The 11,860-nt window shown below is 31.4% G+C and carries 13 protein-coding genes; 1 reads left to right on the top strand and 12 read right to left on the bottom strand.

The window, feature by feature from the left end:
- The 3 genes from B2P65_RS13335 to B2P65_RS13345 are packed head-to-tail and all read right to left on the bottom strand — an operon-like array spanning position 1 to position 2,482.
- Entirely contained in the window at positions 1 to 402 is a 402-nt protein-coding gene (locus tag B2P65_RS13335) for a DUF4440 domain-containing protein (RefSeq protein WP_346878830.1), read from the bottom strand.
- Entirely contained in the window at positions 402 to 1,172 is a 771-nt protein-coding gene (locus tag B2P65_RS13340; protein WP_346848164.1) for an aminoglycoside adenylyltransferase domain-containing protein, read from the bottom strand. Before B2P65_RS13340 ends, B2P65_RS13335 begins: the two co-directional genes overlap by 1 nt.
- Positions 1,173 to 1,189: 17 nt before the next feature.
- Entirely contained in the window at positions 1,190 to 2,482 is a 1,293-nt protein-coding gene (locus B2P65_RS13345; protein WP_346848165.1) for a GNAT family N-acetyltransferase, read from the bottom strand.
- A 212-nt stretch (positions 2,483 to 2,694) separates the two neighbouring features.
- On the opposite strand from B2P65_RS13345, the gene B2P65_RS13350 reads away from it, so the two are divergent.
- Entirely contained in the window at positions 2,695 to 3,138 is a 444-nt protein-coding gene (locus B2P65_RS13350) for a bis(5'-nucleosyl)-tetraphosphatase (RefSeq protein ID WP_346880287.1), read from the top strand.
- A 50-nt stretch (positions 3,139 to 3,188) separates the two neighbouring features.
- Here B2P65_RS13350 and B2P65_RS13355 read toward each other — a convergent pair whose 3' ends face one another.
- From B2P65_RS13355 to B2P65_RS13395, 9 genes are read right to left on the bottom strand one after another with little or no spacing between them, the layout of a single operon-like run.
- Positions 3,189 to 3,848 carry a V-type ATP synthase subunit D gene (locus B2P65_RS13355; protein ID WP_035131357.1) on the bottom strand — a complete coding sequence of 220 codons (660 nt, stop codon included), beginning with the start codon at positions 3,846 to 3,848 and terminating at the stop codon, positions 3,189 to 3,191.
- Positions 3,849 to 3,851: 3 nt separating this feature from the next.
- Positions 3,852 to 5,234 (bottom strand): V-type ATP synthase subunit B, encoded by a 1,383-nt coding sequence (locus tag B2P65_RS13360; protein ID WP_035131359.1) that lies wholly within the window; start codon positions 5,232 to 5,234, stop codon positions 3,852 to 3,854.
- A complete protein-coding gene (locus tag B2P65_RS13365) occupies positions 5,227 to 7,002 on the bottom strand; it encodes a V-type ATP synthase subunit A (protein WP_035131361.1) in 1,776 nt (591 codons plus the stop codon). Before B2P65_RS13365 ends, B2P65_RS13360 begins: the two co-directional genes overlap by 8 nt.
- Before the next feature lie 17 nt (positions 7,003 to 7,019).
- Complete coding sequence (locus B2P65_RS13370; RefSeq protein ID WP_035131363.1) at positions 7,020 to 7,328, bottom strand: V-type ATP synthase subunit F; 309 nt, start codon at positions 7,326 to 7,328, stop codon at positions 7,020 to 7,022.
- Positions 7,321 to 8,322, bottom strand: a complete 1,002-nt coding sequence (locus B2P65_RS13375) for a V-type ATP synthase subunit C (RefSeq protein WP_346848167.1) — start codon at positions 8,320 to 8,322, stop codon at positions 7,321 to 7,323. Before B2P65_RS13375 ends, B2P65_RS13370 begins: the two co-directional genes overlap by 8 nt.
- A 15-nt stretch (positions 8,323 to 8,337) precedes the next feature.
- Complete coding sequence (locus B2P65_RS13380; protein WP_346880288.1) at positions 8,338 to 8,940, bottom strand: V-type ATP synthase subunit E; 603 nt, start codon at positions 8,938 to 8,940, stop codon at positions 8,338 to 8,340.
- Between the two features lie 17 nt (positions 8,941 to 8,957).
- Positions 8,958 to 9,431: a V-type ATP synthase subunit K gene (locus B2P65_RS13385; RefSeq protein ID WP_156964299.1), complete on the bottom strand. Its 474-nt coding sequence runs from the start codon at positions 9,429 to 9,431 to the stop codon at positions 8,958 to 8,960.
- Between the two features lie 23 nt (positions 9,432 to 9,454).
- Positions 9,455 to 11,416: a V-type ATP synthase subunit I gene (locus B2P65_RS13390; protein WP_346848169.1), complete on the bottom strand. Its 1,962-nt coding sequence runs from the start codon at positions 11,414 to 11,416 to the stop codon at positions 9,455 to 9,457.
- The gene (locus B2P65_RS13395; RefSeq protein WP_346848170.1) at positions 11,403 to 11,729 is read right to left on the bottom strand and encodes an ATPase; all 327 of its coding nucleotides are present in this window, start codon (positions 11,727 to 11,729) and stop codon (positions 11,403 to 11,405) included. The genes B2P65_RS13390 and B2P65_RS13395 overlap by 14 nt, the downstream gene beginning before the upstream one ends.
- Positions 11,730 to 11,860: the final 131 nt, after the last annotated feature.

An 11,860-nucleotide genomic window follows, 5' to 3' on the forward strand; every position in this document is an offset into this window, starting at 1 on the left:
TTAATTGTGTAATAATCTATTTTCAATTTCAGATTTACATGATAAAGTTCCTTGATGAAAAAACATTTTCCATTTTCCATCACAATATTTCCATATGGAACTACGAAGAGAATATTTTTTATTTTCATCAGTTTCATTATGCTTTATTACTTTATACATGGCTAATATACAATCCTTTGATAATTCTTTTATATTAAAATCTAAAATTTCCCACTGTAATGTAGTATCATCAGCTTGATCTTGATATACATCTCCTTTTTCATAATAATATTCTCTTCCTGAGCCACAAAATTCGATAAAATCATCTGTTAATATATCATTTATCTTTTGTGCTGATTTTCTTACTTCTGATTTTAGTAAATTATTCTCTAATTCTAATATATGTTCTTTGATATAATTCATTATTTCACCTCACTATTAAAATAGTTATCTATATTGTTCATAATAAAATCTGCAAAGTTCACTAGACCTTTCTCATTAAAATTAGCTTCTTCTCCTTTTTCATAGCAGTTTAAAGCTTTTTCCACAGTCTTTATATACTCCTTCGGAAGATTAGAGCATGCCCATTGTCCACCCTCTTTTTTTGAACAAATAACGTCTTCTTTAAGATAATATAAAACTCTACAAAGATTAAGAATAGTATACATAGGCAACTCTATAATTTCTTCTCTAGAATTTGATATGTCAAAATAAATTGATTTTAAATAGTCTTTTCTTGGTACAGGCGAAAAGATATCTTCTATGGAACTACCATATATACAAATCCCTCTAGCTCTTGTTATTGTAATATGAGCAGCTAAATCAGGATCTTCTCCATCTTCACATAAATAGCTATGATTAGCTTCATAAGTTGCTTTATATGCATTAGAATAGTGAAGTATATATGGAGTTGGATGCTTAAAGTTCTTAACATCCTTTTCTAAAAGCGCACTCATTTCCAAACCTTTTCCTGGTCCATCTTTAGATAGTCCTAATAAAATATCTACAAGTTTTCTTTTATCATTGGCATTTAGGTTTTCTTTTACTACTACTAAAAAATCTATATCACTTATATCAGGGTTAAAACAATCCATAGCTAAAGAACCATGAATATAGATTCCTATCAGGCTATCCTTTAATATGGTCTTATAGCTTTCTACTATACTATCTAATATGGTTTTTATATTTTGCATTTTATACAATTCCTTTCCTATAACTCATACTTTTCATTACAGATCTCTATGATAAATTTGATGAAGTCTTTAACTGAGTGTTCTCTTTCAAATGTTGATCTGTAAAAGGATGAATCAGAATTTCTCTTCCTAAGTCTTAAACATTCTTTTATAATTAAACTATACTCCTTAGGTATAGTAGTTATTGCATATTCTAAAGCTTTGTCTTTAGAAGTTATAGCTTTATTTTCTAAGGTATATAGTATTCTACATAGGGTTGCAACTGCGAATTCAATCCATTCATCCTGGAGAAATATATAATTTTCACTTAATTTATCCTTCCAATAATTATTTAAATTGTAGTTCATATTCTCTATGATACTACACCAATCTACTTCTATAGATAAACTGTTAACATCAGAGCAATTTATAGGTATGCCAAAATACTTTAATGTCCACCAAGTAATATAATTAATATCGTAATAGCCATAGTAATGAAGAATATTATCACAAAAGTATATATAAGGGCTTATTTCTGAATTAAGCTTACCTACTTTATCCTTAGTTATATACATGCCTTCCATCCTATTACCATATTCAAAAGTTTTACTTATTTTGCTATGAATTTTTTCTACGGTACCAATATCTTCATTTTCAAATTCCTCATTTAATATTGTTATAAAATCTATATCGCTTGTTTTCTCACTAAAACAACCTAGTGCTACTGAATTATAAATATATATACCAAATATCTTATTAGGAAAGTTATCTCTTAGGGATTTATCATATTCATTTAACATAGGAATTAAAATCTCTGGAATGGGCGTGTTTTTTACCTTCTTCTCATAGCAATAAAAGTGAACTTGTCTATTAGGAAAATATAATTTGCCTACTCTTTTATATCCATGATTCTCATATAATTTAAGTGCTTTTCTATTTTCGCTATAAGCATCTAATCTGATAGATGTATATCCGTTTTCATCAGCAAACTCTTCAATGAATTTTAACATTTTCTTTGCAATTCCCATATCTTGATATTCAGGAAGTACAGCTAACCTATGAATAACCAATACTTTTTCACCTTGAGTAATCCAATTTATGTTACTGTACTCTGAGGGTTGCTCTTCATCTATGGCGAAATATGCTATAGATAGTCCATTGTCTTTTAACAAATAGCAATTACCACTAATAATATCAGTTTCTATAATATCTAAGCTTGGATAAAATTCATTCCATTGATAGATGTTATCGCTTTCCATATGAGTTTTACACTTAGAAATTATATCAAAAATACTTGATAGATCTTGTTTTTGGCATTTAATAATATTCATAACCTATTTCCTTTTTAATCATATTTTTTATTGAATATATTTTAAAATAGTAGTTATATTATACCATTTATATAAATATAATTCATAAATTTATAATAATAATATTGAAGTTAGTGTATAATATTCATATATTTTCAAATTAATTATTTTCATAGAGGTTGTGATTTTTTGAAAAGCCTTTAGGTATATTATTTGACTAAGGAGATAAAATAATGGATATTTTAATTAATAATATGGATGAGAATATGAGCTATGAAAAATCATGTGGAGCAGTAGTATATAAAACCTCAAATAAAGGAATTAAATATTTGCTTTTAAAAAGTATTGGCCTTGATAGTTATTGGGGATTCCCTAAAGGGCATATGGAATATTCAGAAACAGAAGAAGAAACAGCATTAAGAGAAGTTTTTGAGGAATGTGGACTGAAAGTTAACTTAATTGATGGATTTAGAGCTACAGATAAATATAATATTGATAATTTTATTGAAAAAGAAGTGGTATTGTTTTTAGGAGAAGCTGATAATAGTTTAATTAAAATTCAAGTAGAAGAAATTGAGGATTATAGATGGTGTAATTATGAGGAAGCTAAGAGCTTATTAACCTATGAAAGTGGGCGAAGAATCCTTAGTGAGACTAACCAATTTTTATGTGAGTGAATTTAAGTAAACAGAAATTAAAATAAGAGGTAACCCGGAGGTTACCTCTTTTACATCTGCTCAGCTGCAGCCTGTGCTTTTTCCATCATATCTTTTACCTTCATTAGACGGCTTAAAGCACCTCTTTCATTTTCATCCAGCTTCATTTTAATATACTTAATTGTTTCTTGAAGCTGAGGAATCGTCATATATTCTAGAGCGTTTACCCTTCTTCTTGTCTTCTCAATCTCATCGGCCATAAGCTGACAAGACTTTTCTACTTCTGCAAGTTCTAGAAGCTTAGGAAGAATTAAATAAAGCTGTTCAATTGAATTATCAAGTTCTGAGGAAGTACTGTAAAATCCATAAGGATATATACTACCTGAATCTCCTTCTAGCTTACGTACAAAGTTCATAACAGGTACATTTACACTCATTATGTTTTTTTCTGCTAGCTCTAAAGATATGCTTTCCTTAGGATAAGAAATAGCTTCTTCCAAGAACTCAGGTGATATAGCTGCTGATGCCATTAGGAAATCCTTAAAGGCACCTTGAAGCTTATCTTCAACTTCACCACGTAACTTATTGTTGTATTTTATTAGATCTATGAACCTTCTCATTAATTCATCTTGTTTATCTTTAAGAAGTTTATGCCCTCTAGTTGCTGTAGCTAGTCTTTTCTTTAATTTGGATAGCTCCATTCTAGTAGGATTGACATTTAATCTTGCCATATGCTATGCCTCATCTCCCTTAGGCATATACTTTTCAAGGTATTCATCTCTAATTCTCTTAAGCTCTGTAGTAGGAAGTATGGTTAGAAGCTTCCATCCAAGAGATAAAGTTTCTTCTATGCTTCTATTTGTATTAAATCCTTGAGAAACATATTCATTTTCAAAAGCCTCAGCAAACTTAGCATATTTTTTATCTGCATCTGAAAGAGCAGATTCACCTAGAATTGCTGATAATTCTTTTGCTTGCTTACCTTGTGCATATGCTGAAAATAATTGGTTCATAGTATCTGCATGGTCTTCTCTAGTTTTACCCTTACCTATTCCTTTATCTTTAAGTCTTGATAGTGAAGGTAATACATCTATTGGAGGCATTATACCCTTTTGATATAATTCTCTAGATAGAATAATTTGTCCTTCTGTTATATATCCAGTTAAGTCTGGAATTGGGTGAGTCTTATCATCCTCTGGCATTGTAAGAATCGGAATTTGAGTGATAGATCCTTCTATACCTTTTAATCTTCCAGCTCTTTCATAAAGAGTAGATAGGTCCGTATAAAGATATCCTGGATATCCACGTCTACCTGGAACTTCCTTTCTAGCAGCTGATACTTCTCTTAAAGCTTCTGCATAGTTTGTTATATCAGTCAATATAACAAGTACGTGCATTCCTTTTTCATAAGCTAAATACTCAGCTGTAGTAAGAGCCATTCTTGGGGTAGCTATTCTCTCGATAGCTGGGTCTGAAGCTAAGTTCATGAATAGTACTGATTTATCTATAGCACCAGTCTTTTTAAACTCATCTACGAAGAATTGAGCTTCTTCAAAAGTTATACCTATAGCTCCAAATACAACAGCAAACTTAGAATCTGAGTTAAGAACTTGAGCTTGACGTGCTATTTGAGCAGCTAATTGTGCATGTGGAAGTCCTGAACCTGAAAATACAGGTAGTTTTTGACCTCTAACTAATGTATTAAGCCCATCTATAGCAGAAATTCCAGTTTGAATAAATTCAGATGGATAATCCCTTGATACTGGGTTAATTGGCTCACCGTTTATATCTACTCTTTTTTCAGCTATAATACTAGGACCATCATCGTTTGGATTTCCCATACCATCAAATATTCTTCCTAACATATCCTCAGATACACCAAGTTCTAGAGGTCTTCCTAGAAATTTAGCTTTAGTACCTTTTAAGTTTATTCCAGATGAACCTTCGAAAAGTTGAACCATTGCTTTAGAACCATTAACTTCTAGAACTTTACCTCTTCTCTTTTCTCCAGTTTGTAATTCTATTTCAACTAATTCGTCATATTTAACGCCTTCAACACCTTCAACAACCATCAAAGGTCCTACAACTTCTGTAACAGTTCTGTATTCTTTAAGCATCTAGAACCCCTCCTTCGCTAATTAATCTATTAATTTCTACTACTAATTCCTCAGCGATGTTATTGATAGTGTCAATATTATCTTCGGCAATATATTTACTTCTTGCAATTTTATCTCTCATAGGTAAATTTAATATATTGTTTAGATAAACTCCAGCTTCTAAAGCACGTTCAGCTTCTTTTCTAAATAATAGAATTAATTTTAGCATTTTATGTTGTTTGCCAAGTGAAGCATAAGTGTCTATTTCATGGAAAGCATTTTGTTGTAAATAGTCTTCTCTAAGAGACTTTGCAACTTCTAATTTTAATCTATCTTTTTCAGATAGTGCATCTATACCTACTAATCTAACAATTTCATCAAGGCTAGCTTCTTCTTGTAGTAGTGTCATAGCTTCAATTCTTAATTGAGACCAATCTGATGCTACTTCATCATCCATCCATTGACCTATACTATCTAAGTATAATGAGTATGAACTTAACCAGTTTATTGAAGGGAAGTGACGCTTATAAGCTAATTGAGCATCTAGTCCCCAGAAAACCTTAACTATTCTTAAAGTAGATTGAGTAACTGGTTCAGATAAGTCTCCACCTGGAGGAGATACGGCTCCAATAGCAGTAACTGCTCCTTGTCTACCATCTTTTCCTAAACATACAACCTTACCAGCTCTTTCATAATAATCTGCAAGTCTTGATCCTAGGTAAGCTGGATATCCTTCATCACCAGGCATCTCTTCAAGTCTACCGGACATTTCTCTTAGAGCCTCAGCCCATCTTGAAGTAGAGTCTGCCATTATAGAAACTGAGTATCCCATATCTCTAAAGTATTCTGCTATAGTTATACCAGTATAGATACAAGCTTCACGGGCTGCAACTGGCATATTTGAAGTATTAGCAATAAGTACTGTTCTCTTCATTAAGCTTTCACCAGTTTTTGGGTCTTTAAGTTCTGGGAATTCATTAAGAACGTCTGTCATTTCATTACCACGTTCACCACATCCAACATAAACAACAATTTCAGTATCTCCCCATTTAGCTATCTGGTGTTGAACTACTGTTTTACCAGCTCCGAAAGGTCCTGGTACCGCTGCAGCTCCACCTTTAGCTACTGGGAAAAATGTATCTATAACTCTTTGTCCTGTAATCATTGGCTCAATAGGTTTTAGCTTGCTAGCATAAGGTCTTCCTTTTCTAGCTGGCCATTTTTGCATTAGGGTTAACTCTTTATCACCCTTTTCGGTTTCTACGATACAAACAGTTTCAACTATAGTAAAGTTACCTGATTTTATTTCTTTAATCTTTCCTTTTACTCCATAAGGAACCATTATCTTGTGAAGAACTACGGCAGTTTCTTGAACTGTTCCAATAATATCTCCAGCTTCTACCTCATCTCCAACCTTTGCTGTAGCATTAAATTCCCAAACTCTTGTTCTGTCTAGAGATTTAACTGCAACACCTTTTTTAAGGAAGTGAGAATTTGCAGCTTCTTGCAAAGCATTAAGAGGTCTTTGAATACCATCAAACATAGCTTCGATTAATCCTGGTCCAAGTTCTATACTTAGTGGCTCTCCTGTTGTAATTACTGGGTCTCCAGGTCCTATACCAGAGGTTTCCTCATAAACCTGAATGGAAGCTTTATCGCCTCTCATTTCAATGATTTCACCAATAAGTCCCTTTTCACCAACTTTTACAACGTCAAATATATTAGCATTATCCATGTCCTTAGCAACTACTAATGGACCTGAAACTTTAACAATAGTACCATTCTTCAAGTTTTTTACCTACCTTTCTATAAGATATTTACTCCAACAGCTTTTTCTACATAATCGCTGATTTTTTGTTTACCAATATTTAGTGTGCCTTGATTGCTTGGTATAAGTATAATTGCAGGTATAAGCTTCTTATTATACCTTTCAATAGTTTCTTCTAAATGCTGAGCTAATTGCTCAGTTAAAAATATTACAGCATAATTTTCAAAAGCCATTTTATCTACAATTTTTCTTGCTTCTTCAGCTTCAACTGCTGGATAAACATCAATTCCTAAGGCCTTAAATGCTAGTATTGAATCTTTATCTCCAACTACACCTATCTTATACATATAGTTCACGCAACCTTTCTCTGATAACTTCAGTAGCAACCTTATTAATCTTTCCTACCATAATAATTCTAATTATTTTAATTTCAGTTTCTTTAGCAATTATATATGCAATGATAGGCTCTGGTCCGAAGTTAACTCTCTTAGCTTCCTTTGCATGATCCATAATATAATTATCATAGAGTACATCTAAGGATGAAATGCTACCTGTAGCCATGTATTCTTCTAAGATGGTATGTAGTACCTTTGAGTAAGGGGTTCTAGATATTTTACTAGTAAAGATTTCTAGGGATTCATTTATTCCTTCTATAAAAAAGTTATGCTTTATAGTTCCACCAGGTATTAATACACCTTCAAGGAATCTACCATCTTTATTTTGCTTTTTAACTCTAAGCATAGTCTTTATATTAGTAATATCTATAGACTCATTTACATATCTAGTTATATACTGAACATCTATATTCCTTGCTTTTTCTATCATACCTTCAAACATGTATTTATCTAAAAGAGTGTCTATTACTTGAGGATCTGAATTAACCTCAAACTCTTTTTCTACCTTAATGATAACTTTTTGAATTTGCTTATCTAAGGATTTTAGCTCATCAGATAAAATACAGTTTTTAAGAGTATCTAAAGGAATTGTTCCTATTGGTATTAGAATATTAGATAAATCCTTGCCCAAGGCTTTTGCCTTTAATAAAACTTTAATATTATGATAATCATATCTTAAACTCATAATATCTATAATTTCTTTTACAGGAGATATTTTATATAAAGTGCTGTAAAGATTCACTAGCTCTTCCTTAAGGATTTTTTCATAATCATAAACTGAATCTATATTATTAATAAGTTCACCATAAGTAGTTTCTTGTAATATCTTTAAAACTTCCTGTGGTCCATCACTATCCAATAATCTTTCAATTTTATTTTTATCAAGGAGTCTTTTTTCCATTACCCTTAATCGAGCTACAGCATGGGTAAAATCCATTCTGTCCATTTAAATACCTCCTCACTATTCTGTAAACAATATTTTCCCAACTTCATACTCTAATTCATATTTAAGTGAGTTCACAAGTTCATCAAAGGAATTATTTATCTCAATTCCATTTTTACTAAGGATAAACCCACCATCAATTTCATGAGTTTTAACGTTGAATTTTAAATTTCCTAATTTGCCCTTAGATATTAAGGCCTTATTTACCTCGGCTAAGAACTTTTCAGGAAGCTTATCTCTATCTACTGGGTTTATAATTATTTCTTCATCTCCATGGATGTCTAAAGCCATAATAGAGTTCTTTATAAATTTAGTGAATTCTTCTGCATTCATAGCTTTTAGTTTTTCCTTAGCTGCTTCAAACACTTTCTCAATAACTTGTTGCTTTGCTAATAATTTTTTATTTCTTATTTCTAAATCAGTTTTTGAGATAATTCTTTCTTTTATAGTTTTACTTTCCATTTCAGCTTTTTGTAAAATAGAAGAAGCTTTTTTATTGGCATCTTCTGTTTTCTTTTTAATTATTTCATCAGTTTTAACGGTAGCTTCATTTAAAATTTCAATTTTTTTTACTTCTGCATCCTTTATAATTTTAGAAGTAAGATTATCCAAATTAGACATATTATTCACTTCCTTAATTAAAAGTTACCACTCATTACTAGTAGAAGAGACATTACAAATCCTAAAAGTGCATAAGTTTCAACCATAACAGTTAATATAATACCTTTTGTGTTGTGCTCTGGTCTCTTAGCTAAAATTTGAACTGCTGAAGCTGCTGTTTTCGCTTGAGATATAGCTGATTTCCATCCTGCTATAGCTATTGGAAGACAAGCTGCAAATAGATAAAACCCTTGACCAAAAGACATATCTGGTGATAATTGTAAAGATACTAAAAGTGCTATAACAAATCCATATAATCCTTGAGTACCTGGAAGTAATTCAAGAATTAAGGCTTTACCAAACTTCTCTGGTTCTTCTGCTAAAAGTCCACTTGCTGCTTCACCAACTATACCAACACCCTTTGCTGATCCTATCCCTGGTAATGCTGCTGCAAGAGCAACTCCTATAGCTGCTATAATTATTCCACCGTTTCCCATTAAAAAATCCATCATAATATTTTTTCCTCCTAATTTATCTATTTTGATATTTTAAAATATTTAGAATTATATTTTAAAGGCTCAAAGGATGTACCTCCACCTTCATAAAATTTTCCGAAATATTCAAGGTATTGTAATCTACAGGTGTGAACATAGGCACCTAATGCGTTGATAAATAAGTTAAATACATGGCCCACTACGAATATTGCTATACCAAATATAATTGTAGCCCATGAAGTTGATACCATACTTACCATAATATTAAATGCATAAGCGATAAATCCTGTTGCAAGTCCTAAAGCTGCAAGTCTAGTATAAGAAACCAAATCACCTACATAGGATGTTATTCCATATAGAGCATAGAATCCTTGGCCTAACTTACCACCTATAGAACTTTCTTGGCGTCCGTTAGTAAGTACAATTCCTACCATTCCAGCAATAGTACCATATTTTGCTATAGCAATTATTACAGCTGGAACTCCAAGAGAAGCTAAATCTACAAAAGCACTTAATGCCCAAATAATAGCACCAGTTAAGGTAATATACCATAATCCAACGTCTGCAAAGGCTCCAAAGTAATCTTTATCTCTTATTTGCATGTATGCTTTAATTCCAAGACCTACATAAATTTGAATTAGTCCCATTACTACAGAGACAATCATTAGTAATCCTACATTACTATCCGGTTTCATCCATAGAGGAGCTATCTTGATAAAATCCCCAAAATAACTACCATACATGATGCCCCAGAATATAGTAGAAATACTTAATAAGAAAAACATCTTTATAGATTTTCTCGTGTCCTCATCTAAATTAAAAGTAGTAAGTGCAATTAAAGTACCTACAAACATCACAAGGCCATATCCAGCATCTGATAGCATCATTCCAAAGAAGAATATGTAAAAAGGTGCTAACAGTGGTGTTGGATCAATCTCCTTATACTTAGGTACACTGTACATAGAAGTAATATTTTCAAAGGATTCAAAGACTTTATTGTTTTTTAATTTAACAGGTACATCGTCACCTTCTGCGGATTCTGATTCTAAATAATAATCATCACCTAAAATACTTTTCAATGTGCTTTGAAAGTCATTATGCAATTCGGAAGGATAGTATCCTTCTATAGCCACAATGTTTTTACTCTTCAGGAAATTTTCGGTAGATTTTAATCTTAATAATAAAGAACTGTAGTATTCGTAAACTACTTTATATTCTTCTAGTTTATTAACATGTTCTTTCATACCTTCTTGAATAAAATTATTTTCTGTATTTATTGATTCAATGGTTTTTTTGTACTCTTTTATAACTTCTTTAGGTACCCCATCACATTGAATATCAATCTTACTGAAACTTGAAGATTTGAGCAGTTGTTCTATATCAGCTAAGTCATCATTGTGAGCTATCACCATTATGTAGCTGTTTCTACCTATGCTGCTAATAACTTCAAAGTAGTAGTTTTTAGTTGTTTCCTCTAACTTAAGCCTTAAAGAATCTACATTCCCTTGTGGAATTTCCCCTAGTATAGCCTTAGATTTTTTTAGTACATTTATGCTTTCTACTGAGGTGTCTAAAGATTCCCATGGTTTTAGCTCTTCTATATTGGCCTTTAATTTAGTTATATAATTATGATTCATGTTTATTTTATTATCTTTTTGTTTTAGGTCACTATATACCTCATGCCAATGAGAGGTACTTGTAATCTGCTCTAACACATCATAGCTATAGCTCTTTTTTCCTTCCTTTAGGTCTTTTAGTAGTTTAGGCTTTTCACTAAATGTGCTCAAAAGCTCAATGATAAATTTTACTTTTGATAATTCACCTTCTACTTCAGAAATTTCACTGCTTGCACTATCACTTTTTAATTGATTCAATTCACTACTTTCATTTTTACTTAAATCTAGGAATTGTACATTTTGGAAGGATTGCAGTTTCTCAAGCAAAGATTTTTTTTGATTTTCAAAGGCTAAGAGCATAAATTTATTCATTTTAACTATTGCCATTGAACTTCACTATCCTCTCAATTACTAAATTAATAGCTAAATCAATCTTTTCCTTAGAAGTATTAATTATATTTTTAACTTCTTCATCCCCTTTAGCTAAGGTTGGTTGTGACTCCTCATTTCCTTTATTAAGAGCATCTTCTTTCATTTTTTTTGCTTTTTCTGTAGCATCTTCAATGATAGCATGGTACTCTTCATTGCCTTTAACTTGAGCATCACTAATTATTTGTTTGCTATTTTCTACTGCTTTATCTAATATATTCTTTGCAGTAGATTCGGCTTGTTGAATTTTACTAATTGCTTCTAGCGCCAAAATATCACCACCTTTTAAGTATTAATTATATATATAACCACTTATATTAAGTCTGCTTTCTGTACTTATGTAAACATAATAATTAAGTGGTATTGGATAACTTATAACATGGATTAGCTCAACTCTTTAAA

The organism is Clostridium sp. UBA3061 (assembly GCF_002367465.1).
Lineage (GTDB): Bacteria > Bacillota > Clostridia > Clostridiales > Clostridiaceae > Clostridium_J > Clostridium_J sulfidigenes.

Excerpts from the sequence above, each read along its gene's own strand:
- B2P65_RS13335 (WP_346878830.1), bottom strand. The coding sequence starts at position 402 with ATGAATTATATCAAAGAACATATATTAGAATTAGAGAATAATTTACTA.
- B2P65_RS13340 (WP_346848164.1), bottom strand. The coding sequence starts at position 1,172 with ATGCAAAATATAAAAACCATATTAGATAGTATAGTAGAAAGCTATAAG.
- B2P65_RS13345 (WP_346848165.1), bottom strand. The coding sequence starts at position 2,482 with ATGAATATTATTAAATGCCAAAAACAAGATCTATCAAGTATTTTTGAT.
- B2P65_RS13350 (WP_346880287.1), top strand. The coding sequence starts at position 2,695 with ATGGATATTTTAATTAATAATATGGATGAGAATATGAGCTATGAAAAA.
- B2P65_RS13355 (WP_035131357.1), bottom strand. The coding sequence starts at position 3,848 with ATGGCAAGATTAAATGTCAATCCTACTAGAATGGAGCTATCCAAATTA.
- B2P65_RS13360 (WP_035131359.1), bottom strand. The coding sequence starts at position 5,234 with ATGCTTAAAGAATACAGAACTGTTACAGAAGTTGTAGGACCTTTGATG.
- B2P65_RS13370 (WP_035131363.1), bottom strand. The coding sequence starts at position 7,328 with ATGTATAAGATAGGTGTAGTTGGAGATAAAGATTCAATACTAGCATTT.
- B2P65_RS13375 (WP_346848167.1), bottom strand. The coding sequence starts at position 8,322 with ATGGACAGAATGGATTTTACCCATGCTGTAGCTCGATTAAGGGTAATG.
- B2P65_RS13380 (WP_346880288.1), bottom strand. The coding sequence starts at position 8,940 with ATGTCTAATTTGGATAATCTTACTTCTAAAATTATAAAGGATGCAGAA.
- B2P65_RS13385 (WP_156964299.1), bottom strand. The coding sequence starts at position 9,431 with ATGATGGATTTTTTAATGGGAAACGGTGGAATAATTATAGCAGCTATA.
- B2P65_RS13390 (WP_346848169.1), bottom strand. The coding sequence starts at position 11,416 with ATGGCAATAGTTAAAATGAATAAATTTATGCTCTTAGCCTTTGAAAAT.